The 22,590-nt window shown below is 67.7% G+C and carries 23 protein-coding genes; 4 read left to right on the top strand and 19 right to left on the bottom strand.

Features of this window, described 5'->3' with window-relative positions:
* Positions 1 to 25: 25 nt before the first annotated feature.
* From AC1D0A_RS09850 to AC1D0A_RS09820, 7 genes are all read right to left on the bottom strand, one after another.
* Complete coding sequence (locus AC1D0A_RS09850; RefSeq protein ID WP_243181771.1) at positions 26 to 958, bottom strand: SseB family protein; 933 nt, start codon at positions 956 to 958, stop codon at positions 26 to 28.
* 14 nt (positions 959 to 972) lie between these two features.
* The gene (gene priA, locus AC1D0A_RS09845) at positions 973 to 1,719 is read right to left on the bottom strand and encodes a bifunctional 1-(5-phosphoribosyl)-5-((5-phosphoribosylamino)methylideneamino)imidazole-4-carboxamide isomerase/phosphoribosylanthranilate isomerase PriA (protein WP_243181770.1); all 747 of its coding nucleotides are present in this window, start codon (positions 1,717 to 1,719) and stop codon (positions 973 to 975) included.
* 42 nt (positions 1,720 to 1,761) lie between these two features.
* Positions 1,762 to 1,920: a hypothetical protein gene (locus tag AC1D0A_RS09840; protein ID WP_164468561.1), complete on the bottom strand. Its 159-nt coding sequence runs from the start codon at positions 1,918 to 1,920 to the stop codon at positions 1,762 to 1,764.
* Complete coding sequence (hisH, locus tag AC1D0A_RS09835) at positions 1,921 to 2,670, bottom strand: imidazole glycerol phosphate synthase subunit HisH (protein ID WP_243181769.1); 750 nt, start codon at positions 2,668 to 2,670, stop codon at positions 1,921 to 1,923.
* Positions 2,667 to 3,293, bottom strand: a complete 627-nt coding sequence (gene hisB / locus AC1D0A_RS09830; RefSeq protein WP_028277237.1) for an imidazoleglycerol-phosphate dehydratase HisB — start codon at positions 3,291 to 3,293, stop codon at positions 2,667 to 2,669. The genes hisH and hisB overlap by 4 nt, the downstream gene beginning before the upstream one ends.
* 71 nt (positions 3,294 to 3,364) lie before the next feature.
* Entirely contained in the window at positions 3,365 to 4,483 is a 1,119-nt protein-coding gene (locus tag AC1D0A_RS09825; protein WP_476945700.1) for a histidinol-phosphate transaminase, read from the bottom strand.
* Positions 4,484 to 4,551: 68 nt separating this feature from the next.
* Positions 4,552 to 4,725, bottom strand: a complete 174-nt coding sequence (locus AC1D0A_RS09820) for a LysM peptidoglycan-binding domain-containing protein (protein ID WP_476945699.1) — start codon at positions 4,723 to 4,725, stop codon at positions 4,552 to 4,554.
* 212 nt (positions 4,726 to 4,937) lie between these two features.
* On the opposite strand from AC1D0A_RS09820, the gene AC1D0A_RS09815 reads away from it, so the two are divergent.
* Positions 4,938 to 5,093: a hypothetical protein gene (locus tag AC1D0A_RS09815; protein ID WP_476945698.1), complete on the top strand. Its 156-nt coding sequence runs from the start codon at positions 4,938 to 4,940 to the stop codon at positions 5,091 to 5,093.
* A gap of 385 nt (positions 5,094 to 5,478) precedes the next feature.
* Positions 5,479 to 6,228, top strand: coding sequence for a transcriptional repressor LexA (gene lexA, locus AC1D0A_RS09810; protein ID WP_476945697.1), 750 nt, complete (start codon positions 5,479 to 5,481; stop codon positions 6,226 to 6,228).
* Positions 6,229 to 6,325: 97 nt separating this feature from the next.
* Here the strand turns inward: lexA and AC1D0A_RS09805 are convergent, their stop codons facing one another.
* Both AC1D0A_RS09805 and hflX read right to left on the bottom strand, forming a co-directional pair.
* The gene (locus AC1D0A_RS09805; RefSeq protein ID WP_476945696.1) at positions 6,326 to 8,449 is read right to left on the bottom strand and encodes an ATP-dependent DNA helicase; all 2,124 of its coding nucleotides are present in this window, start codon (positions 8,447 to 8,449) and stop codon (positions 6,326 to 6,328) included.
* Complete coding sequence (gene hflX, locus AC1D0A_RS09800; RefSeq protein ID WP_476945695.1) at positions 8,442 to 10,043, bottom strand: GTPase HflX; 1,602 nt, start codon at positions 10,041 to 10,043, stop codon at positions 8,442 to 8,444. The genes AC1D0A_RS09805 and hflX overlap by 8 nt, the downstream gene beginning before the upstream one ends.
* Before the next feature lie 570 nt (positions 10,044 to 10,613).
* Here hflX and AC1D0A_RS09795 point away from each other — a divergent pair.
* Entirely contained in the window at positions 10,614 to 11,228 is a 615-nt protein-coding gene (locus tag AC1D0A_RS09795; protein ID WP_230008613.1) for a class I SAM-dependent methyltransferase, read from the top strand.
* Here the strand turns inward: AC1D0A_RS09795 and dapF are convergent.
* The 6 genes from dapF to AC1D0A_RS09765 all read right to left on the bottom strand — a co-directional run bounded on the left by dapF (position 11,209) and on the right by AC1D0A_RS09765 (position 17,119).
* On the bottom strand, positions 11,209 to 12,162 hold the full coding sequence (gene dapF / locus AC1D0A_RS09790; RefSeq protein WP_476945694.1) for a diaminopimelate epimerase: 954 nt from the start codon (positions 12,160 to 12,162) through the stop codon (positions 11,209 to 11,211). The genes AC1D0A_RS09795 and dapF overlap by 20 nt on opposite strands.
* Positions 12,163 to 12,171: 9 nt before the next feature.
* A complete protein-coding gene (gene miaA, locus AC1D0A_RS09785; protein WP_476945720.1) occupies positions 12,172 to 13,119 on the bottom strand; it encodes a tRNA (adenosine(37)-N6)-dimethylallyltransferase MiaA in 948 nt (315 codons plus the stop codon).
* A gap of 154 nt (positions 13,120 to 13,273) precedes the next feature.
* Positions 13,274 to 14,761 (bottom strand): tRNA (N6-isopentenyl adenosine(37)-C2)-methylthiotransferase MiaB, encoded by a 1,488-nt coding sequence (gene miaB, locus AC1D0A_RS09780; protein WP_476945719.1) that lies wholly within the window; start codon positions 14,759 to 14,761, stop codon positions 13,274 to 13,276.
* 214 nt (positions 14,762 to 14,975) lie between these two features.
* Positions 14,976 to 15,461, bottom strand: coding sequence for a regulatory protein RecX (locus AC1D0A_RS09775; RefSeq protein ID WP_476932176.1), 486 nt, complete (start codon positions 15,459 to 15,461; stop codon positions 14,976 to 14,978).
* A 136-nt stretch (positions 15,462 to 15,597) separates the two neighbouring features.
* Positions 15,598 to 16,650, bottom strand: a complete 1,053-nt coding sequence (gene recA, locus AC1D0A_RS09770) for a recombinase RecA (protein ID WP_018774457.1) — start codon at positions 16,648 to 16,650, stop codon at positions 15,598 to 15,600.
* A gap of 232 nt (positions 16,651 to 16,882) precedes the next feature.
* A complete protein-coding gene (locus tag AC1D0A_RS09765) occupies positions 16,883 to 17,119 on the bottom strand; it encodes a DUF3046 domain-containing protein (protein WP_028277227.1) in 237 nt (78 codons plus the stop codon).
* Between the two features lie 41 nt (positions 17,120 to 17,160).
* Here AC1D0A_RS09765 and AC1D0A_RS09760 point away from each other — a divergent pair, with 41 nt between their 5' ends.
* A complete protein-coding gene (locus AC1D0A_RS09760; RefSeq protein ID WP_028277226.1) occupies positions 17,161 to 17,670 on the top strand; it encodes a MarR family winged helix-turn-helix transcriptional regulator in 510 nt (169 codons plus the stop codon).
* Between the two features lie 115 nt (positions 17,671 to 17,785).
* Here AC1D0A_RS09760 and AC1D0A_RS09755 read toward each other — a convergent pair whose 3' ends face one another.
* From AC1D0A_RS09755 to AC1D0A_RS09740, 4 genes are all read right to left on the bottom strand, one after another.
* Positions 17,786 to 18,238 (bottom strand): helix-turn-helix domain-containing protein, encoded by a 453-nt coding sequence (locus AC1D0A_RS09755; protein WP_026538316.1) that lies wholly within the window; start codon positions 18,236 to 18,238, stop codon positions 17,786 to 17,788.
* Positions 18,239 to 18,377: 139 nt separating this feature from the next.
* Positions 18,378 to 18,908 (bottom strand): CinA family protein, encoded by a 531-nt coding sequence (locus tag AC1D0A_RS09750; protein WP_476945693.1) that lies wholly within the window; start codon positions 18,906 to 18,908, stop codon positions 18,378 to 18,380.
* On the bottom strand, positions 18,905 to 19,543 hold the full coding sequence (pgsA, locus tag AC1D0A_RS09745) for a CDP-diacylglycerol--glycerol-3-phosphate 3-phosphatidyltransferase (RefSeq protein ID WP_028277224.1): 639 nt from the start codon (positions 19,541 to 19,543) through the stop codon (positions 18,905 to 18,907). The genes AC1D0A_RS09750 and pgsA overlap by 4 nt, the downstream gene beginning before the upstream one ends.
* A 21-nt stretch (positions 19,544 to 19,564) precedes the next feature.
* Entirely contained in the window at positions 19,565 to 22,540 is a 2,976-nt protein-coding gene (locus tag AC1D0A_RS09740; protein WP_476945692.1) for an FtsK/SpoIIIE family DNA translocase, read from the bottom strand.
* Positions 22,541 to 22,590: the final 50 nt, after the last annotated feature.

The raw sequence follows: 22,590 nt of genomic DNA, 5'->3' as shown, positions 1-22,590 counted from the left end.
GGAGGTCCCCCCGTTGGGCCGTCAGCTATGGTGCTGCGCGCTGCAGCTTGACCTCGATCGAATCAACCCGCTCGGCAAAGATTTCATTCCGGGCCCAGGCGTTATTGAGGCCGGCGACGATCGACTGCACGCCGGCGGCGTCGAGACCGTCTTCAAGATAGAGGACCACACGGAGTTCCGGGCCGGCTCCCCCACCGGGGAGCCGCCTGCCATCGGCCGTGGCCGAGGCAACTCCACCCCCCGGATGAATTTCAACACGGCGGACCGCCGGAAAGCCAACCGCGCCTTCCCCGAGTGCACCCGCGAGATCGGGATCGGCGTATGACGGCGTCCATGGCTGCTGTTGGGCGAGGGCCCAGACTGCCGGCCGGCGGACCACGAACGTCACTTCCGATCCGGGATCGAGCACGAGCAGCTCCGCGCCTTCCGCGACCGCTGACAAGGCGGCCCGGGCCGCGTACACGGCGACCGGCCTGGCCTCCGGGTGCCACGCCGAAAGTGACGCCGCCGAGGTGAACACCGGCATGGCCGTCCGCCCGTCCGGCGCCTTGAGCGTCACCAGGGCCATGTCGGCCTGCTTGTCCGAGTGCAGCGGATCCCCGTTGGGGCCGGCCGCGGCCTCGCCCTCTTCGGCGAGCTGGGCGAGGATTGGCACGAACACCCGGGCGGTGGCCAGCGCGGCCACCACGGCCGCTTCGTCGCCAGTGCCCGCGGCGAGGTCGGACAAAGCCGCCAGATAGCCGGCGTCGGCGGTGCCGTCGTCGTTGTCGAAATTGTGGATCTTGGCGTCATCGCCGGACAGGCTGCGCCCTGCCCAGGGTTGGCCGGCGGAGTCGGTGGCCCCGCCGGCGCCGGCGAGGGCCGCCGCGATGTGCCCGGGCAGATGCCGGACGGGACCGGCCCCGGTCCCTGCCTGCACTGCCTCGTGGGGGTTATTGGGGTCGTGGGTGTGCGTCATGGGCACCTTCGCCGCTAGCGGCGGCCGGCGACGTCGAGGGCCTCGGGCAGGGTGAAGTTGCCGTTGTAGAGGGCCTTGCCGACGATGGCGCCTTCGACGCCGAGCGGCACCAGGGAGCGCAGGACCTTCAGATCCTCGAGGCTGGAAATGCCGCCGGAGGCGACCACCGGCTTGCCCGTTTTCTCGACCATCTGGCGCAGGAGTTCGACGTTGGGGCCCTGGAGCGTGCCGTCCTTGGTCACATCAGTCACGACGTACCGGGCGCAGCCGGCGTCCTCGAGGCGGCCGAGCACGTCCCAGAGGTCCCCGCCTTCCTTGGTCCAGCCCCGGCCGGCGAGGGTGGTGCCGCGGACATCCAGGCCGACGGCAATCTTGTCGCCGAAGCGATCGATCACCCGGGCCGTCCATTCCGGGTTCTCCAGTGCCGCCGTGCCCAGGTTGACGCGGGCGACGCCGAGGTCGAGGGCCTTCTCCAGGGATTCGTCGTCGCGCAGGCCGCCGGAGAGCTCCACCTTGATATCGAGCCGGCCGACGACCTCGCGCAGAAGCTCGGCGTTGGAACCGCGACCAAACGCGGCGTCCAGGTCGACCAGATGCACCCACTCAGCCCCCTGCTGCTGCCAGTTGAGGGCGGCCTCCAGCGGGGTGCCGTAGCTCGTCTCGCTGCCGGCTTCGCCCTGTACGAGCCGGACGGCCTGTCCGTTGACAACGTCGACGGCGGGCAGGAGCTCGAGTACGGGCAGCGGGGTTTCGGTGGTCATCGTGGAGTCCTCAGCTTGGGGATGGTGGTGGGGAGGGGGCGGTCAGGACGCCGGCAGGGTCAGGAGGTAGGCGGCCAGCAGTGACATGCCGGCGAGGATGTAGAAAACGATCTGCACCCAGAGCGGACTTTTCTGCTGGCGGAAGGAGATCCCGCCGCCAACCAGCAGGCCGGCCACGCCCATAAGCACCAGAGACCACATCTAGGCGGTCCCTTCCGGGGCTGCGGTCCGGTCCGGGGCTGCGGGGCGCAGGCCCTGGACCCAGTTGCGCAGCAGCCGGGCGCCGGCGTCGCCGGACTTCTCCGGGTGGAACTGGGTGGCACACAGCGGGCCGTTCTCCACGGCCGCGATGAACGGGGCACCGTGGTCGGACCAGGTCACCAGCGGCGCAGCCATCCGCGGCTGGATGACGTCGAAGTCCCACTTCTGGACACCGTAGGAGTGCACGAAGTAGAACCGCTCGTCCTCAACCCCGGCGAAGAGCCTGGACCCTTCGGGGACGGCGACGGTGTTCCAGCCCATATGGGGCACGACGTCGGCAGGCAACAGTTCCACCTTGCCGGGCCACTCCCCCATGCCCTCGGCTTCGGTGCCGTGTTCGACGCCGGCCTCGAACAGCACTTGGAGCCCGACGCAGATGGCCAGCACGGGGCGGCCTCCGGCGACACGGCGGCCGATCATCCGGATGGCGTCAACGGCCTTAAGTTCGCGCATGACGGTTTCGAAGGCGCCCACACCGGGGACGACGAGGCCGTCGGCATTGAGTACATCCTCGGCCTTGGAGCTGAGGATGACTTCGGCGCCGGCCCGCTCCAGCGCGCGGACGGCGGACCGGACATTCCCGGAGCCGTAGTCCAGCACCGTAACGGTGGGCTTTCCCTGCGGGGAGACCGGCTTGGTCGCGGCGGCGGGGTCGATGATGGCCCCGTCGCGGAGCAGCGGGCCGGTCACAAAGCACCCTTTGTCGACGGGATGCCCTCGACGCGGGGATCCGGCTCGACGGCTGCGCGCAGGGCACGGGCAAAGGCCTTGAACTGGGCCTCGACGATGTGATGGGGGTCGCGCCCGGCGGTGACGTTCATGTGCAGGCAGATCCCGGCGTGAAGGGTGATCGCCTCAAAAACGTGGCGGGTCAGGGAGCCCGTAAAGTGGCCACCGATCAGGTGGTATTCCTGGCCTGCCGGCTCGCCGGCGTGGACCAGGTAGGGACGGCCGGAGACGTCTACGACAGCTTGCGCGAGGGCCTCATCGAGGGGAACGGTCGCCTCGCCAAAACGGCGGATCCCGGCCTTGTTGCCCAGGGCGGTCCGCAGAACCTCGCCGAAAGTGATGGCCACGTCCTCGACAGTGTGGTGGACATCGATGTGGGTGTCGCCGGTGGCCTTGACGGTCATGTCGATCAGGGAGTGCTTGCTGAGGGCCGTCAGCATGTGGTCGTAGAACGGGACCGACGTGCTGATGTCTGAAACGCCGGTGCCGTCCAGGTTGATCTCGACCAGGACCGAGGACTCGCTGGTGGTCCGTTCCATGCGTGCGGTCCGGCCCTCGGCGGTGGTGGATCCGGTGGTGCTCATGTAGATGTGTCCTTTGGAAGAAGGCAGGGTGTTGGGCAATCTGGCGGGGACGATCGGGCTCCCCACCAAGTCTAGGCCTGCGGCTTTGCGGAGCCGGCCAGGATAAGTTCAAGTGCCTCCAGGAAGGCTGTGGTTTCTGTCTCAGTGCCCGCGGTGACGCGCAGGTGCCCCGGAATACCGACGTCGCGGATGAGGACACCGGCGTCCAGCATCCGCTGCCAAACCTCATGGGGGTTCTCGAGGCCGCCGAAGAACACGTAGTTGGAATCGGACGCGGCCGGGGTCAAGCCCAACCGCGTCAGTTCCGACACGATCCGGTCGCGCTGGCGCTTGATGTCCTCGACGTCCGCCATGAGCGCCTCCCGGTGGTGCAGGGCAGCCAGGGCCGCAGCCTGGGTGATGGCGGAAAGGTGGTACGGGAGACGGACCAGGCGCAGGGCGTCAGCGACCTCCGGTGCCGCGGCCATGTAGCCGAGCCGCGCACCCGCGAGGGCGAAGGCCTTGCTCATGGTGCGCGAGACGATGAGCCGCTCCCGGCCAGGCAGCAGGGTGAGGGCACTGGGCGTGCCGTCGTGGGCGAACTCGTGGTAGGCCTCGTCGACGATCACGATGGTCTGGCTGGCCTCGCCGGCGTCATAGACGGCCTCGACGACATCGAGCCCCAGACCGGTACCGGTGGGGTTGTTTGGGGAGCACAGGAAGACGATGTTGGGCTGAAGCTCGCGGACCTGCTGTGCCGCCGATTCCGCGCTGAGCCCATAGTCTGACGCGCGGGCCCCGACGATGTACTCCGTGTCCGTGCCGGAGGCCAGCAGCGGGTACATCGAATACGTGGGAGGGAACCCGAGGGCCGTCCGGCCGGGGCCGCCGAAGGCCTGGAGGATTTGCTGAAGGACTTCGTTGGAACCGTTCGCGGCCCAGATGTTCTCCGCGTCCAGCCCATGGCCAAGGTATTCGGCGAGGGCTTCGCGTAATTCGGTGAATTCGCGGTCCGGATAGCGGTTCAGCCCGGCAGCGGCGGCGCTCACGGCCTCGGTGATCGCTGCGCGGACATCGGCCGGGACCCCATGGGTGTTCTCGTTGACGTTGAGCAGGATGGGGACGTCCAGCTGCGGCGCGCCATACGGACGCAGGCCACGCAGATTGGCTCGGAGGGGCAGTCGGTTGAGGCGCTCAAGCTGGTCAGTCACGTGACCAGTTTAAGTGGTAGCGGGACGGGCGCTGAAACTGTGACGCCCGCGGCGGCACCGGGGGGCGGTTACTTGGACGGGACGAACAGTTGTTGGCCCGGCATCACACGCGCGGCGTCCAGATTGTTCAGCTCCACGATGTCGGCCACGACGTCGCGGGGATCGCGCTCCGGAGCCACCGACCCGGCAATGGCCCAGAGGGACTCCCCCGGTTGGACTGTGACGGATACGGTCGGCGTCACCGAGAGCTGGTCTGCGGAATCTGCCGCTTTCGCGGGAGCGTTGAGGAATCCGCTGAACGACAGGATGAACGCCGCCAGCAGGATCAGCGGGACACCGAAGAAGACGAAGCGTCCGCGCCGGGTTAGCCGCAGCGGCGGCTGCTTGGTCCGGCCGCCGGAAACCGCGGCGGCGGCCCCTTGCGGCGCCTGGCGTTGAGCGGGTACACGTTGCCGTGAAGGGAACCACCCTGGCCAATGCCGCCTTGGTCGAGCCTGCCGTGTCCGATGCTGCCGTGTCCGATGTTGCGGCGACCCACTGCACCACCTGGACCAACACCGCGGTGGCGGGTCGTGACGCCCTGAATGTTGGTGCCGTCAAACGCGCTTGAAACTGCCATGAACTGAGCCCTCCTGGACCATAAGTTGCCGCCCGGCGTACTCACGTACTCGCCGCCAACCGGCCGAACCTTCGAACATAGAACCGAACATCGCTTGCGAACCCAGATCGTCGGAATCGAACACATATTCGAATCTTGCTAGTTCTGTTTTAGCACTTACTAACGAACGATGTCGAGACTCGCTAGAACAAATGTTTGAAAAAGGTCTGCGGCTGGCCTACTTTTGAGGGACAGGACAACCACTTTCGGACTCCCACTTTCGAACTACCCGTGGGAATTCATTCGTAGTTGATCAGCAGGGTCTGACATTTCAGGCCGGAAGTTCCCGGTGACAGCAGCCACGGCAGCCGGGCGGAACGGAAAGGCGTTGGCGAACATGGCAGCACAAGCCACCGGCGGCAGGGCCGCCCCACGGAGCCCGCAGCCCGCCCGGGCCCCCAAGAGCCTCACCGTCCGGCAAAAGAAAATCCTGGAGACCATCCAGCGGTCCGTCACGGACAAGGGCTATCCGCCGTCCATGCGAGAAATCGGCGACACCGTTGGTCTCGCCAGCCTCTCGAGCGTGACCCACCAGCTCTCCCAGCTCGAAAAGCTCGGCTATCTGCGGCGTGATCCGAAGCGCCCGCGGGCCATGGAAGTGCTCATGCCGCTGACCCTGGACGAGGGGACCACACCGATTTCCGGTGTCGAGAAGTCAAGCGGCCTGCGGGCCGTCGGCGGCCTGTCAGTGACTGAGCTGGCCAGCGCCACCGACACGGCAATGGTGCCGTTCGTCGGACGCATCGCCGCCGGCGGGCCGATCCTCGCGGACCAGGTGGTGGAGGACGTCATGCCGCTGCCCCGCCAGCTCGTGGGCCATGGCGAACTCTTCATGCTCAAAGTGGCCGGCGACTCGATGATCGACGCCGCCATCTGCGACGGCGACTGGGTGGTTGTCCGCCGCCAGGGCGATGCCGTGAACGGCGACATCGTTGCCGCCCTGCTGGACGACGAAGCCACGGTCAAGACCTTCCGCCAGCGGGACGGCCACACGTGGCTGTTGCCGCAAAACACCCAGTACGAGCCCATCCTGGGCGACCACGCCGTCATCATGGGCAAGGTCGTCTCGGTACTGCGCTCCCTCTAAACTGCGCTCCCCTTAGCCGTCACGGGCCATGCCGCCAGTTCGGAGCGGCCACCCCGCGGCGGATTTCCGGCGCAGGGTGGCGACCCCGGTTTGGGACTTAGTCTTTCGCCAGGCGCTTCAGGGCTGCCATGGCTATCGATGAATCGGTGGTGGGCCAGAACGGCGGCAGCGCGGCGCGCAGGAAGCCGCCGTAACGCTCCGTGGAGAGCCGCGAATCCAGCACTGCCACCACGCCCTTATCCGAGGTCGAGCGGATCAGCCGTCCGGCGCCCTGCGCGAGGCGGATGGCGGCGTGCGTGGCCGAGACGGCCATGAAGCCGTTGCCGCCGGCCTGGGCCACGGCCCGTGAACGTGCCGTCATCAGCGGGTCGTCCGGCCGCGGGAAGGGAATCCGGTCGATGACCACCAGCCGGCAGGACACGCCAGGGACGTCGACGCCCTGCCAGAGGGACATGGTGCCGAACAAACACGTGTCAGGTTCGTCGGCAAACTGCCGCACGAGCGCCGTCATGGTCGACTCCCCCTGGCACAGGATGCTGAGGCCCAGCCGGGGCCGCATGGCCTCGGCTGCTTCCTCTGCGGCGCGCCGCGAGGAGAACAGGCACAGGGCGCCTCCGCCGGAGGCGCGGATCAGCTTCTCGAGTTCGTCCAGGGCCTCGGGGGACGTTCCGCGGCCGGGTTTGGGCAGGTGCCGGGCGACGTAGAGTATGCCCTGCTTCGGGTAGTCGAACGGGGAGCCGACGTCGACGCCGGTCCAGCTCGGTGCGCCGTTGCCAACCAGGCCCAGGCCGCCGGCGGCGGGTTCGAAGGCGGCGCCGATGGCCAGTGTGGCCGAGGTCAGGATGACGGTGTGGTCTGCGAACAGGCCCTCGCGCAACCGCCCTGCGACGCTCAGCGGGGCAACATTGATCAACGCCGGCGCGCTCTCGTCCGGCTGCGAGTAGCCCTGCGCCGGATCGAAGCTGCTGTTGCGGGAGAACCACACGACTTCGCGGTTTTCGCGCGCGGCCAGGAGGCGTTCACAGAGCTCCAGGATGACCATGAGGCGCGAGCGGGCCAGCTGCCGTCCGCCGTCCGCCGACACGGAGCTGTCCCCCTTGGAATCGGACAGCGCGGCGCGGCATGCGTCGCGCAGCTGGTCGATGCAGTCCAGCTGCCCGCTGTTCAGGCCGTTGGGCATCAGCCCGCTGGGGACGCCGTCGATGGCGAGCTCCAGGTGGGCAGCGGCGTTGTTCAGTGCATCCACGGTGATGCCCGTGTGCTTCCGGGCCCCGGACGCGGCGGCGTGCACCATCGCCACGGAGAGCTGGCCCGAGACCGCGCCCGTGACGCGGTCCTGAAGTTCGTGTGCTTCATCCACCACGACGACGTCGTACTCGGGCAGCACCGCCAGGCCTTCGAAGGCACTGACGGCGAGCATGGCGTGGTTGGTGACCACGACGTCGGCATCGGCGGCGTTCTGCCGTGCCAGTTCGCTGAAGCATTCGGCCGCGAGCGGGCATTTCTGCGCGCCGAGGCACTCCATGGAGGTGACCGAGACCTGGCGCCAGGCCCGGTCCGTGACGCCCGGCATGAGCTCGTCGCGGTCCCCCGTGGTGGTCTCCTCGGCCCATTCGCGCAGGCGGACGACTTCCTTGCCCAGCTGGGAGGACGGCCCGCCAAGTGCGGCGGCGAAATGCGGCACGCTGGTGTCCTCGCCCAGGGAAAACAGCTGTCCCTCGGAAGGTTCTTCGGACGGGAAGCCGCCCTCGAGTTTGTGCCGGCAGACGTAGTTGGACCGGCCCTTGACCAGGGCGACCTTGACGGGCCTCTCCAGGGCGGGCGTGATGGTCTTGAGCAGCCTGGGCAGGTCCCGGCCCACAATCTGCGTCTGCAGCGCCAAGGTGGCGGTGGAGACCAGGGTGGGTTTGTTGCTGGTCAGCGAATGCGCGATCAGCGGAATCAGGTAGGCCAGCGACTTGCCGGTGCCGGTGCCGGCCTGGACTAGCAGGTGATCGCCGCTGTCTATCGCGCGCGCCACCTGCCGGGCCATTTCGTGCTGGCCATCGCGGCTCTGCCCGCCCATGCCGGACACGGCACGGTCGAGCAGCTTAACAACAAACTCCTCGCCGGCCGCGCCGGCAACCGAACCGGCGCCGGTGTCAGTTTCGGCCGGCTCAGCATCAGCTGAATCGGCGGCAGCTGGTTCGGCGTCGGTCCTGGTCACCGCAGCCTCAGTCATTGCTGATGAAGGGATCCAGTTCGGCGGCGAGTCCTTCACGCACCATCACCACGGCACGGGTCCCGGTTTCCTCGTGGTCGAGGCTGAGGATCTCGGCGTCGCTCTCGTGGAGCTTGCTGATCAGATCCCCGCGGTTGTACGGGATGAGCAGTTCAAGCTTCACGCTGGGCCGCGGAATGCCGTCGCTGATGGCCTTGAGCAGTTCCGGAATGCCTTCGCCGGTGCGGGCCGAGACCACCACGTGGCGCGGCTCGCGCTGCTTGAGCCGTTCGACCACGAACGGGTCAGCGGCGTCGGCCTTGTTCAGGACAATGATTTCCGGAACCTTGCGCGCGTCGACTTCGCTGAAGACCGTCCGGACAGCGGCGATCTGGCCCTCCGGATCCGGGTGCGAGACGTCCACGACATGCAGGATCAGGTCAGAGTCGGCGACCTCTTCCAGCGTGGAGCGGAATGCCTCCACGAGCTGGGTGGGCAGGGACCGGACAAAGCCCACGGTGTCGGCCAGGGTGTATCCCAGCCCGTCAGCGGTTTCGGCCTTGCGGACGGTGGGGTCCAGGGTGGCGAACAGGGCGTTTTCCACCAGCACCCCCGCGTCGGTCAGCCGGTTCAGCAGCGAGGACTTCCCGGCGTTGGTGTACCCGGCGATCGCGACAGAGGGCACGGCATTACGACGGCGGTTGGCGCGCTTCGTTTCCCGGGCAGGCTTCATGGCGGCGATTTCGCGCCGCAGCTTGGCCATCCGGGTGCGGATCCGACGGCGGTCCAGTTCGATCTTGGTCTCACCGGGACCACGCGAGCCCATGCCGGCACCGGCGCCGCCCACCTGGCCACCGGCCTGGCGGGACATCGATTCACCCCAGCCGCGCAGGCGCGGGAGCAGGTATTCGAGCTGGGCGAGCTCCACCTGGGCCTTGCCTTCACGGCTCTTGGCGTGCTGGGCGAAGATGTCCAGGATCAGCGCTGTCCGGTCAATGACCTTGACCTTGACGATGTCCTCCAGCCCGCGCCGCTGGGAGGGGGCCAGTTCGGCGTCGACGACGACGGTGTCGGCGCCGGTGGACATCACGATGGCTTTCAGCTCCTGTGCCTTGCCGGAGCCGAGGAAAGTCCCGGGATCGGGCTTGGCGCGCCGCTGGACGAGCCCGTCGAGGACCTCGGAGCCGGCCGTCTCGGCGAGGGCGGCAAGTTCGCGCAGGGAGTTCTCGGCGTCCGCGAGGGTGCCCTCGGTCCAGAGGCCGGCCAGGACGACGCGCTCAAGGCGCAACTGCCGGTATTCGACCTCGGTGACGTCTTCGAGCTCGGTGGACAGGCCGGCCTTGCGGCGCAGTGCGTGCCGTTCCTCAAGGTCCTGCTGGTCGCCGTCGAAGTTGGTGTACACCTCGTCCAGGCGGGAGATGGCCTGCGCCTTGCCGAGCACCGACGCCGGGCTGCTGGTACCAGCACCGGTGGCGGTGCCATGGCTGGTGCCGGAGCCGCCGCGGCCTGGGGCGGGGGTGTCCTTGGAAAGGATCCGGTCGATTACAGCTTGAATCTCTTCAGGGCTCATGTCCTGGGCTGCTGAATCGGGTCCGGTGTTGGGGTGGCTGGTCATGGTCTCCTTTAAAGGTTCGGCACTTTCAGAATAGTGCCGATTGTTGCTCTGTGGGGCGGTATTCGCGCTGGGCTGACGGCGGGGGGTCATGCGGGCCTCCTGGAATGCCCGCGGCAACGGCGCCGGGGCGGGGCTGGCTCTGTGCAGAGCGGTGGCTGGGTGATGGTAGAGGCGGCTAAGGCGCCTGGCTACGGGGACACTGGCTGTGTGGGCGGTGCCGGTGCCGGTGCAAAACACGGTGACGTGGGTGCCTCCGCCACGCCGGGCCTGGGAGCGGGCCAGGGAGCACAGTGCCAGCAAAAACGGTGCCAGCAAAACTCCGTGCCTGGGACATGGCTGGATTCCAAGTGGTGCGGGCGCCCGCGGGTGAGAAAACTCACCCCTGCGATGGCGCACTCAGCGGAAGGCGTTTACCTGCGTCGCTACGGAGTCCCCCGGCGTCCCTGACAAGGACGGGACGGGACCCGTGCCGGCTACTTGGAGATCAAGATCATGTTTTGTAGCGTAGCAGACGCCGGCGCTGCCACCCGGTTTCCCATACGGGCTGGCCGCGAACTAATCTGGCCCATTATGGAGTCTGCACACTATTTCAGCGCCCAGCCGGCCGGGCCATTTACCCGCAAGCCGCTCACCGTGGATCTTGCCGGTGAGACGCGCCGGCTGCAGACGTCCTCGGGGATCTTCAGCCCGGACGGGATCGACAAGGGAACGGCCGTGCTGCTGGCCGATGTCCCGGCGCCGTCGCCGCAGGGCAACCTGCTGGATATCGGCTGCGGCTGGGGACCGATCGCCCTGACCATGGCCCTGCGGGCACCGCACGCCCAGGTCTACGCGGTGGACGTGAACGAACGCTGCGTGACCCTGACCAATGAAAACGCCGGGCTGCTGGGGCTGCACAACGTATCCGCCAGCACGCCGGACGCCGTGGACCCCGACCTGCGCTTTGACACCATCTGGTCCAACCCGCCGATCAGGATCGGCAAGGATGAGCTTCATGCCCTCCTGCGCCTGTGGATTCCCAGGCTGGCGCCGGGCGGATCGGCCTGGCTCGTCGTCCAAAAGAACCTCGGCTCGGACTCGTTGCAGCGCTGGCTCTCGGCGGAGCTCGACGCCAGCTTCAGCGTGACCCGGGAGAGCACGTCGAAGTCGTTCCGGATCCTTCGAATCAGGAAAGCGTCCCGCTAGCGACGATCACGGCCGGGCCGCTGAGTTCGACGTGTTCGTGCCCCTCCGGGCCCAGGAAGAATTTCACGCCGACGACGCCGCCGGGGACGTGGACGTTCCATGCGTCCGGTGCGCCCTGCCCGGCCCAGTGGCGAATCGCGACGGCGGCGGCGCAGGCGCCCGTGCCGCATGACTGGGTCTCCCCCACTCCGCGCTCGTGGACCCGCATGGTGATGGTGCCGGTGCCGTCGTGGACCAGTGGTTCGGAGGGCACAACGAATTCGACGTTGGTGCCGTGCGGAGGCGTCGGGTCCACCCGGGGGGCAGTGAACAGCTGCGTGGCCTGCAGTTCGGCTGTTTCGGCCAGGGCCACGACGGTGTGCGGGTTGCCCATGCTGACGGAGAGGGCGGGCCGCGCGACTTCGAGCCCGTCGGCGCTGACCAGCGAGTCCATGGCCCGCGCGGTCGCCTCGCCCGGGAAAATGAATTCCCAAGGGCCCATGTCGACGGCGTAGCCCGCAGCCGTCCGGACGATCGTCTTGGCACCGCCCCGGGTTCCAATGACGAGCGATTCGCCGGCCGGCAGGTCTACGAGGCCTTCGGCGATGAGGAAGTGCACAAAGACGCGGACCCCGTTCCCGCACATCTCAGAGAGCGAGCCGTCGCCGTTGCGGTAGTCCATGAACCACTCGGCATCGGGGTGCGCGGTCAGCAATTGCTGCCCCTCGGGCAGGAGCCGGGAAGGCACGGCCCGGATCAGGCCGTCGCCGCCGATGCCACGGTGCCGGTCACAGAGCGCCGCGACGTGCTCCGGGCTCAACTCGAGCGCGCCGTTGGGGTCCGAGATCAGGACAAAGTCGTTGCCCGTTCCGTGGCCTTTGGAAAACTTCAGGCCGCTCAGCGGGGCGGTATCGCCGGCAGTACGGTCAGCGGCTACGGCTTGGGATTCGTCCATGCTCCAAGGTTACCGTTCCGCCCGGACCGCTCCGGCACCGTGGCCCAAGCGCTTCGCCGGAGGCAGAACCGGCGTCGCCCGGCAGAGGCCGGCGGCCTTGGCCACGAGGTCAGGACCGTGCCAGCCCAGCCAGGTGACCCGGGGATCCGCACGGAACCAGGTCAGCTGGCGTCGCGCGAACTGCCGGGTGGCGATGATGGTTTCGTCCGCGGCCTGCTCCACGCTGGAGGCACCGTCGAGCACCCGGAGGAACTGGGCGTAGCCGAGGGCCCGCGGCGCGGTCCGGCCGTTGCGGAGCCCTGCGGCGTCCAGCCGGCGGACTTCGTCCAGGAGCCCCCGGTCCACCATCGCGTGGACCCTGTCGGCCAGGCGCTGCCGAAGCAGTTCCCGGTCCACCTCGAGTCCGATCTGGACGGCAGGCTGGAAGTATTGGCGGGCCGGCATGAAGGAGCTGAATGGCCGCCCGGTGAGCTCGAAGACTTCCAGGGCGCGGATGATCCTGCGCTCATCGCCGAGCCTGCCCGCGGAGACGGGATCCACTGCCTCGAGCCGTTGCCGCAGGGGCGCGGGTCCTGAGGTAGCCAGTTCCGCCTCGAGCCGGCCGCGGATGTCCGGATCCGTGCCGGGGAATTCCAGGACGTCGAGGGCGGCGCGGACGTAGAGCCCGGAGCCGCCGGCGAGGATTGCCCGCTTACCCCGGCCGTGGATGTCGGCGATCAACGCCCGGGCCTGCTGCTGGAAGTCCGAGACGCTCGCTTCCTCGGTCACGTCCAGAATGTCCAGCAGGTGATGCGGCACACCGCGGCGCTCCGCCTCGGTGATCTTGGCGGTGCCGATATCCATGCCGCGGTAGAACTGCATCGAGTCGGCGTTGATGACTTCCCCGTCGAGTTCGAGGGCGAGGGAGACGGCCAGGTCTGATTTGCCGGATCCCGTCGGTCCGACGACGGCGATCACCGGCGGAGCAGCCGGCTGTGCCCCCTGCGCCGCCGCATTTTGGGCAGCGTCCTGCTGGGCCGTGTCCTGCTGGGCAGTGGCCTGAGCTGTGGCCCGGGCTGCTGCGTTCTGGACTGCTGCGTTGCCGGGAGCGCCCTGCTGGCCGGGCACTGCGCTAACGGCCGCGGACCGGGAGGCTGGGCATGCCCAGGGACACACCGGAGGTGCCCGACGCGCTGGTCTTGCCCGCCGGGCTGGTTTTGCCTGCTGGGCCTGCGCCGCAGGAATCTGCCTGCGACCGGTCCCAGGCGTCGCCGGCACGGGACCGTCGCAGGCTGTAGTCCTCGGCCGAGGCAGGGTCGGAGACGAGGTGGAACGCCGCCGCCTCCGTGATGGTGACAGTCACCAGATCGCCGGGCCGGGGCACTTCGGCTCCGGCGGGCACGGAGAAGTGCACCAGCCGCTGGTCCTGGGAGCGGCCGGAGAGGCGGTGGGTTTCCCCAGCCTTGCGGCCCGACTGGGCCGTCACCATGACCTCGACGCGGCGGCCAAGCTGCCGGGCGTTTTCCTCGGCGGCAATCCGGTCCTGCAGGGCAGTGAGGCGTTCGAAGCGTTCCTGGACCACGGCCTTGGGCAGCTGGTCCGGCAGGTCCGCGGCGGGCGTGCCGGGCCGCTTGGAATACTGGAAGGTGAAGGCGGTGGCGAACCGGGACTTCTCCACGACGTCGAGGGTGGCCTGGAAGTCCTCCTCGGTCTCGCCGGGGAACCCAACGATGATGTCCGTGGAGATGGCGGCGTGCGGAATTTTCTCCCGGACCTTGTCCAGGATGCCGAGGAACTTGGTCGAACGGTAGGACCGCTTCATGTCCTTGAGGACCTTGTCCGAGCCGGACTGCAGGGGCATGTGCAGCTGCGGCATGACGTTGGGGGTCTCGGCCATGGCGTCGATGACGTCGTCGGTGAAGGCGGCCGGGTGCGGGCTGGTGAACCGGACCCGCTCCAGGCCCGGAATGTCGCCGCACGCACGCAGGAGCTTGGAGAACGCCTGCCGGTCGCCGAATTCGACGCCGTAGGAGTTCACGTTCTGGCCCAGCAGGGTTACCTCGATGGCACCGTCGTCCACGAGCGCCTGGATTTCGGCCAGGATCTCACCGGGGCGGCGGTCCTTTTCCTTGCCCCGCAGGGCCGGGACGATGCAGAAGGTGCAGGTGTTGTTGCAGCCCACCGAGATCGATACCCAGCCCGAGTAGACGGAGTCACGCTTGGTGGGGAGGGTGGAGGGAAAGACGTCCAGCGATTCGAGGATCTCCAGCTGGGCCTCATTGTTGTGGCGGGCCCGGTCCAGCAGCGCCGGCAGGGCACCGACATTGTGCGTGCCGAACACGGCATCCACCCACGGGGCTTTCTTGAGGATGGTCTCCCGGTCCTTTTGCGCGAGACAGCCGCCGACGGCGATCTGCATGCCCGGGTTGGCTGCCTTGACCGGGGCGAGGATGCCGAGGTTGCCGTACAGCTTGTTGTCGGCGTTTTCCCTGACGGCGCAGGTGTTGAAGACCACGACGTCGGCCAGCTCGCCGGCGGAGGGGACGTAGCCTGCCGCTTCCAGCATGCCGGCCATCCGCTCGGAATCGTGCACGTTCATCTGGCAGCCGAAGGTGCGCACCTGGTAGGTGCGGGGCTGGGCCGGGGCGGGACTTTCCGGTGCGGAAACAGGGTCCGCACCGAATGTCTGGGGCCCTGCTGGCGGCACCGCCGGTGGCGCTGTCGGAGAAGTCGTGCCGGCCGTTGGGGAGGGAATGGTAAAACTCACCTGTTAAGGGTAACGGGTAAGGGTAGTGGGCAGCGGCTGGGCCAGCGCAGACCCCGGCCCGGCGGTCCTAATCCCCGTCCCCTGCCTGGCCGGCGGCGGCATCGAGCACCTCACCCACCACCCGGAAGGCGAGCGACGGCTGGTATCCCTTGCGGGCCAGCATTGACGCGAGGCGGCGCGTAACTTTGTCGCGTTCGGCACGGTCTTCGCCGCCGGTGAATCCCCGCAGCTTGCGCTCCACGAGCTCCCGGGCGGCCGTTTCCTCGTCGGCGTCGCTGAGCTGATCCAATGCACCGGCAGCGATCTCCGGGTCGATGCCCTTGTCCGCAAGTTCGCGCCGCAAGGCCCCTTTGGCGAGCTTGCGCGTCTGGGACCTGCTGCGGACCCACATGTCGGCGAACTCGGCGTCGTCAACCAGCCGCACTTCCTCGAAGCGGTCCAGCACGGCCTCCGCGACGTCCTCGGGGACGTTGCGCTCGGCCAGCTTGCGCGAGAGCTGCAGCCGGCTCTTGGGCGAATTCGTCAGCTGCCGCAGCACGATGGCACGCGCCACGGCCGCGGGGTCCGCGTCCCGGTCCTGCCCGGCCAACGAATCCGCGCCATCGGTGCGGTCCGCCGGCTGATCCGGGCCGACAAAGCCGGAGGCAGGACTCCGTGACGGAAATCCTGCCCCTTTGCGCCGCCGGCTGTTAGAAGCCGTCAACGGCCTTCAGCTTCGGAGATTCTTCGGTCTCAGCCGGGGCTTTGACGCCAACGCCGAGCTTTTCCTTGATCAGGCGCTCGAGTTCGGCCGCCAGCTCCGGGTTGTCGCGCAGGAAGCGGCGGGAGTTCTCCATGCCCTGGCCCAGCTGGTCGCCATCGTAGGTGAACCAGGAGCCCGACTTTTTGATCAGGCCGTGCTCGACACCCATGTCGATGATGCCGCCCTCACGGGAAATGCCCTGGCCGTAGATGATGTCGAACTCGGCGATCTTGAAGGGCGGGGCCATCTTGTTCTTGACGATTTTGGCCTTGGTGCGGTTGCCGACGGAATCGGCGCCCTCTTTCAGGGTCTGGATGCGGCGGACGTCGATGCGGATGGAGGCGTAGAACTTCAGCGCCTTACCACCGGTGGTGGTTTCCGGGGAGCCGAAGAAGACACCGATCTTTTCACGCAGCTGGTTGATGAAGATGGCCGTGGTCTTCGTCTGGCTCAGGCGGCCGGTGATTTTACGTAGGGCCTGGCTCATCAGGCGGGCCTGCAGGCCCACGTGGCTGTCGCCCATGTCGCCTTCGATTTCCGCGCGGGGAACGAGGGCGGCCACGGAGTCGATGACTATGACGTCAAGGGAGCCGGACCCGATAAGCATGTCCATGATTTCCAGCGCCTGCTCGCCGGTGTCCGGCTGGGAGACCAGGAGCGCGTCGGTGTCGACGCCCAGCTTGGCGGCATATTCCGGATCGAGGGCGTGCTCGGCGTCGATGAAGGCGGCAATGCCGCCCTGGCGCTGGGCATTGGCAACCGCGTGCAGCGCGACCGTGGTCTTACCGGATGATTCCGGACCGTAGATTTCCACGACGCGGCCGCGGGGCAGGCCGCCAATTCCCAGGGCGACGTCCAGTGCGATGGACCCGGTCGGGATGACTTCGATGGGTGCACGGACTTCATCGCCGAGGCGCATGACCGAGCCTTTGCCGAACTGCTTGTCAATCTGGGCAAGCGCTGCGTCGAGCGCCTTCTGGCGATCCGGGGCTGCGGCCATGATTCACACCTCTAATACTTTCTCGCTGTGGAGTGGCCGTGGAGGCCTCTGTCTGTCATCACTGACGCTACTGGCACCCTCCGACAAAGTTATCGGGAGAACCACTTATGTGGAAAACGGTCTGAAAAAAAGCATATCGCTATCCGAACAGATATTCGAACAAGCGGGCGGCGTGTCAGGCGTCAGCGGTGCTCAGCCGGCGTCAGCGCGACGGCGCGGGCGTCAGCAGGCGTCAGCGGGGCCCGGTGGTGTCACGGGGTTTGACGTCGCGGCCCAGGCGGCGTTCCGGCGGAACGTCCTGGACGTCGCACAGGGCAAGCCACACCTGGCGCGGCGGAATGCCGGCGCTGAGGGCCTGGTCCGCGGTGCGGCCTCCGACCCCAGCCAGGACCAGCGAATTGCTCAGGACGCGGGAGTATCCCGCGCCGAACTCGTCGTCCATAAGCCGCCAAAAGTCACTGATTCGCACGAGTAAAGTCTCTCACGGCCGGGGACTCTAGAATGGTTGCCATGAGCAACCCAACTGAGTCCGCGGGAGATCCCGCTCCCGATACCGCCGGCGCGGACGCCGCCCTGGACGCCGTCGAGAACCAGCTGAGTCTGCTCTGGCGCCGGGGCCGGTCGATTTCCCACCAGCTCTCGCGCCAGGTCCACCCGGACATGGAACCCGCCGCTTACGGGCTGCTCAGCGTGATCCGCAAGCAGGGCCCCATCCGGCTGACCGACCTCGCATCCTGCATCGGCGTCGGCAAGCCTTCGGTGAGCCGGCAGATTGCTTTCCTCGAGGGCCTCGGCCTCGTGTCGAAGGAGGCGGACCCGCTGGACGGCCGGGCGCAGGCCATCCGGTTGACGTCCGAAGGCGAGGAAAGGATGCACCAGGTCCAGGACGCACGGCGTGAGGTGTTCCGGGAACGCCTGGCGGAATGGCCGGCCGAGGATCTGCAGGCTTTGGCCATGTACATGGCCAAGCTCAATGCCACCTACGAGCGCGACGGTTTCCCCCGGGACGAGCACGCCTGACTCCCCCACCGGGAACCCTGGTCACCGAAACACGTCAAAGGACAACACGTCAAAGGACCTCCGGCCTGGGCCGGAGGTCCTCTTTTGTGTCTTAGGTCTTAGGTGAGTGGGCGGGCTAGCGCGCTCCGGAAAGGAGGCCCTTGGCCAGCTCGTCGGTGAGATCGGAGTTCAGTTCCCGGTCGAGGTCGCGGCCATAGCGCTGCGCGAACTCCTGGGGAACGGTGTCCGGAACCGCGACGCCCTCGGCGACCGCGACGCGGTCGCTGACTTCGCGGAGCATGCTCGAAAGCGGAACATCGAGGGCCGAGCAGATCGAGGAGAGCAACTCCGAGGAGGCTTCCTTCTGGCCGCGTTCCACTTCGCTCAGGTAGCCCAGGGAAACGCGGGCACTGTGCGAGACTTCGCGGAGCGTACGGCCCTGGCGCTGGCGGACATCGCGCAGGACATCACCGATTTCGTGACGTAGTACAACCATCTTGCGCTCCTTCTGTTCGCTCTTGGCCTGATCGGCGAGGCCCACATCCTTCCAGCGGACAACGCCGTTTACGGATACGGGCTGCTTTACCATCTGTATCGCCTTGCTCCTCGTACTGTCGAGTCCGCCGGTGGGGGCGGACTCTGCTGATGTTTTCATCCTAGGCGCCTCCCTCATTTGGAAGCGACACAATGTAACAACTATTCGGAATCAACTTTTGTTCCCGGCAACTTTACGCCCGGTAGCCTTCGGAAGATAGGGCCTCCAGCAGACGCTCCAGCGCGGCGCCGCACGCAAGTGCGCGGATCTCGGCGCGGCTGCCGTCAAAGGAATAGGGGTACGACGTCGATCCTTCCGCCGTGGCAATGCCGACAAAGACCGTGCCCACCGCTTTGCCGTCGTGCGGTTCGGGACCGGCCACGCCGGTGGTGGAAACGCCGACATCGGCGCCGCAGATGCGGCGCGCCCCGTCGGCCATGGCTGCGGCTACCTGGCCGTCCACGGAGCCGACGGCGTCGAGCAGCTCAGCGGGGACGCCAAGGACGTCGGACTTGACCCTGTTGGCGTAGGACACCACGCCGCCCTGCAGCATCCCGGAGGCGCCGGGCGTGTCGGCCAGCACGGCGGTGACCATGCCGGCGGTGAGCGATTCGGCAGTGGCGGCGGTCAGGCCGCGGCCGAGGGCGCCGGTGACGGCCTGCTCCGCCAGGCGGTGCAGATTGGGGTGCAGGTTGGGGTGAGGAACGGGGTCCGGCTGGTTCATGGCTTGTTCTCCCTTGAACGTTGTTTCTCTGCCTTGATGCCGGCGGACCGCAGCTTGAGCGCCTCAATGACGTATTCGCCGCCGGTCCACAGGGTGATGGCCAGGGCGGCCATCATCACGATGAACGCCACGACGCCCAGCCACGGGGCGAGGGATGCCAGCGGAAGGACGTAGAGGAAGATGGCCGCCGTCTGCACCACCGTCTTGAGCTTTCCGCCGCGCGAGGCCGGGATAACGCCGTAGCGGATGACGAAGAAGCGCAGCGCGGTGATGCCCCACTCCCGGACCAGAATCAGGATGGTGACCCACCAGGGCAGTTCCTGGAGCAACGAGAGCATGACCAGCGCGGAACCGATCAGGAGCTTGTCGGCGATCGGGTCAGCAATCTTGCCAAAATCGGTGACGAGGCCGCGGGACCGGGCGATGTCGCCGTCGAGCTTGTCCGTGTAGATGGCGACCGCGAAAACGAAGGCGGCCGCCCAGCGCCAGACGCCGTTCTGGGCCTGCAGCCCCGGCGCGTCGAGGAGCAGGAACCAGACGAAGAACGGCACCAGCACTATCCGCAGCATCGTGAGGACATTCGGCAGGTTCCAGATCCGCGAGGCGGATCCGGCGTTGGCTTCGGCGCTATTCACCTTCCTAGGCTACCTTCTGCGCTACCGGCCGGTGAGCGACCAGGCGTCCTCTGAGCCGTCCTCGTCGCCGGAACCGCCGTCGGCGCCGTCATGGTAGTCGATCGCCTGGGTGCGGTTCTCCAGGTCCGCCGCCACGAGGTCCTCGGCGTAACCGCCCTGGGCGATGTTCGCGTTGGCGTTATCGCTCAGCGCCGCGGTCTGCGAGTCGGCGGACACCGGACCGTCCTGGCCCTTCATCGCGGCCAGCACGGCGGCGAGGTCATCGGGCTTGACCAGCACGTCGCGCGCCTTGGAACCTTCGGAGGGCCCCACCACACCCCTGGACTCGAGCAGGTCCATGAGGCGGCCGGCCTTCGCGAAGCCGACGCGGAGCTTGCGCTGGAGCATCGAGGTAGAGCCGAACTGGGTGGTGACCACGAGCTCGGTTGCCTGGAGCAGGACCTCGAGATCGTCCCCGATGTCGTCATCGATCTGCTTCTTCTGCGCCTCGGGCGCGACGTCATCGCGATAAACGGCCTTGAGCTGGCCCTTGACGTGCTCGACGACCTTGTGGATCTCGGACTCGGTGACCCAGGCACCCTGGACACGCATGGCCTTGGAGGCCCCCATCGGCAGGAACAAGGCATCGCCCTGGCCGATGAGTTTCTCGGCGCCCGGCTGGTCCAGGACCACCCGGGAGTCGGTGACAGAGGAGGTGGCGAAGGCCATGCGGGAGGGCACGTTGGCCTTGATCAGGCCGGTCACGACGTCGACCGACGGGCGCTGGGTGGCCAGGACCAAGTGGATGCCGGCCGCACGGGCAAGCTGCGTGATGCGGACAATCGAGTCTTCAACGTCGCGCGGGGCAACCATCATGAGGTCGGCGAGTTCGTCCACGATGACCAGCAGGTACGGGTACGGCTTGATGACGCGCTTGGAATCCACCGGCGGGTGGACCTTGCCGGCCCGGACAGCCTTGTTGAAGTCATCGATGTGCTTGAAGCCGTAATTGGCGAGGTCGTCATAGCGGGCATCCATTTCCCGGACCACCCACTGCAGGGCCTCGGCCGCCTTCTTCGGGTTGGTGATGATCGGGGTGATGAGGTGCGGGACCCCCTCGTAGGCCGTGAGTTCCACGCGTTTGGGGTCCACCATGACCATCCGGACCTCGTCCGGGGTGGCCCGCATCAGGATCGAGGTGATCATCGAGTTCACGAACGAGGACTTGCCGGCACCGGTGGCGCCGGCCACGAGCAGGTGCGGCATCTTGGCCAGGTTGGCCACGACGTACCCGCCCTCCACGTCCTTGCCGACCCCCATGACCATGGGGTGGTCGGTGCGACGGGCGTTCTGGCTGCGGAGCACGTCGCCCAGGGACACGGTTTCGCGGTCCGTGTTGGGGATTTCGATGCCGATGGCCGACTTGCCCGGGATGGGGCTCAGGATGCGCACATCCGAGCTGGCCACGGCATAGGAGATGTTCTTGGACAGGGCGGTGACCCGTTCCACCTTGGTGCCCGGGGACAGTTCGATTTCGTAGCGGGTCACGGTGGGGCCGCGGCTGAAGCCGGTGACCTGCGCCTCCACGTTGAACTGGTTGAGGGTCTCGGTGAGCGAGGCGACAATCGCGTCGTTGGCCTCGGTGCGTTCCTTGGGGATGGAACCGGGTGTCAGCACGTCCGACGCCGGCAGGGTGTAGGTGACGTCGCCGGCCAGGGAAAGCTGCTCGGTGCGCTGCGGAATGGGGGTGGGCAGCGGTGCGGGCGCGACCGGGTTGGAGGGGACCTTGGCGGCCGCAGCGGCGGCATTGAGCGATCCCGCGGCCACCATCCCCGGAGTGACCAGCGGGATGGCCTCGGTGGCGTCGCCGCTGGACTCCGCCGTAGCGCCGGCGGATCCTGCCGTGCCGAGGCCCTGGGCGGCTTTGATCTTTTCGACGGCGATCTCGGCCTGGGTGGGACGGCGGACGCCGGGCGCGACGTCGGGCGCGGCGTCGGCTTCCACGCCAGAGCGCGCCTTGCCCCTCGTGCCCTTGGCCGGAGGTGCGTCGGCCGCTTCCTCATCTGCGATGAGGGCGCGTTCGAAGGCCTCGTCGCCGACGTAGCCTTCCAGGCCGGACTCGTCGTCGTGGTCCTTGCCGAAGAGGCGCTTGCGCTTCTTCCTGGGCGGGGCCGGTGCGTCGTTCTCGTACAGGTAGCTGCGGTCGTGGCGGTCGCCGCCGTCGTCGTCTTGCAGGTCGATGCCCATCAGGTGCTCGTAGGCGTCGCGCAGGCGGCCAGGGATCGCGCCGAAGGGCGTGGCGGTGACGATCAGCAGGGAGGTGAAGGCCAGCAGGCCGTAGACCGCGACGGGGACGGCGGTGTGCACGGCGGCCAGCGGGGCGGCGGCGAGGTAGCCGAGCATGCCGCCGGCCCGGCGCAGTCCATCGAAGCCGTCGGCGACGGTCGGCTGGCCGCCAATGATGTGGGCCAGCCCGGAACCGGCGAACGTCATGATGAGGAAACCGATGCCGACCCGGTTGTTGCCGCGGCCGTCGTCGGGCTGGCGGAACAGGCGGAAGGCGCACACGAACAGCATGAGCGGCAGCAGCAGGGCCATCCAGCCGAACGTGCCGTTGACGATCGCAAACACGAGGTCAGGGAGCCAGCCCTGGAACCCCCACCACGCGAAAGTGGCAACGAAGACTCCCAGGGCCAGGTTGAACAGGGCGGCGCCGTCGCGGCGGTCCTCGGGGGCGAGGTCGCTGACGTCGTGGCCGACCCGCCGGATGCCGGCGCCGATCACATGGGCGATGCCCAGCCAGGCACCGGCCAGCACCCTCACCACCCAGGGCTGGTGCGGCTCAACAACGGCCAACTGCCGGGTCCGCGCGGTGGCTGTGGTTCTACCTGCGGTGCCACCTGCGGCTCCCCGCGGCCGGGCGGATTTGGATGCGGCGGGACGGGACCCCCGGCCGGGAGAACTGCCTGATTTGCCGCTTGAGTTTCCTCTAGGCGCGGAAGAAGTACGAGTCGCCATACCCGCCACGGTACCGGATGCCGGGCCGAAAACCCCGAATTTCCGGGCGT

It is taken from the genome of Arthrobacter sp. P1_D4, assembly GCF_056406115.1.
Note: the sequence above shows the minus strand (reverse complement) of the source record. Positions and strands in the feature narration are given on the sequence as shown.

Bases quoted from the DNA above. Each gene is read 5' to 3' on its own strand.
- recA (WP_018774457.1), bottom strand. From the start codon at position 16,650: ATGGCCGCAGCCCCGGATCGCCAGAAGGCGCTCGACGCAGCGCTTGCC.
- AC1D0A_RS09795 (WP_230008613.1), top strand. From the start codon at position 10,614: ATGGAGTCTGCACACTATTTCAGCGCCCAGCCGGCCGGGCCATTTACC.
- lexA (WP_476945697.1), top strand. From the start codon at position 5,479: ATGGCAGCACAAGCCACCGGCGGCAGGGCCGCCCCACGGAGCCCGCAG.
- AC1D0A_RS09755 (WP_026538316.1), bottom strand. From the start codon at position 18,238: ATGGTAAAGCAGCCCGTATCCGTAAACGGCGTTGTCCGCTGGAAGGAT.
- AC1D0A_RS09760 (WP_028277226.1), top strand. From the start codon at position 17,161: ATGAGCAACCCAACTGAGTCCGCGGGAGATCCCGCTCCCGATACCGCC.
- AC1D0A_RS09805 (WP_476945696.1), bottom strand. From the start codon at position 8,449: ATGACTGAGGCTGCGGTGACCAGGACCGACGCCGAACCAGCTGCCGCC.
- hflX (WP_476945695.1), bottom strand. From the start codon at position 10,043: ATGACCAGCCACCCCAACACCGGACCCGATTCAGCAGCCCAGGACATG.
- priA (WP_243181770.1), bottom strand. From the start codon at position 1,719: ATGACCACCGAAACCCCGCTGCCCGTACTCGAGCTCCTGCCCGCCGTC.
- hisB (WP_028277237.1), bottom strand. From the start codon at position 3,293: ATGAGCACCACCGGATCCACCACCGCCGAGGGCCGGACCGCACGCATG.
- AC1D0A_RS09740 (WP_476945692.1), bottom strand. From the start codon at position 22,540: ATGGCGACTCGTACTTCTTCCGCGCCTAGAGGAAACTCAAGCGGCAAA.
- AC1D0A_RS09750 (WP_476945693.1), bottom strand. From the start codon at position 18,908: ATGAACCAGCCGGACCCCGTTCCTCACCCCAACCTGCACCCCAATCTG.
- AC1D0A_RS09850 (WP_243181771.1), bottom strand. From the start codon at position 958: ATGACGCACACCCACGACCCCAATAACCCCCACGAGGCAGTGCAGGCA.
- AC1D0A_RS09840 (WP_164468561.1), bottom strand. From the start codon at position 1,920: ATGTGGTCTCTGGTGCTTATGGGCGTGGCCGGCCTGCTGGTTGGCGGC.
- dapF (WP_476945694.1), bottom strand. From the start codon at position 12,162: ATGGACGAATCCCAAGCCGTAGCCGCTGACCGTACTGCCGGCGATACC.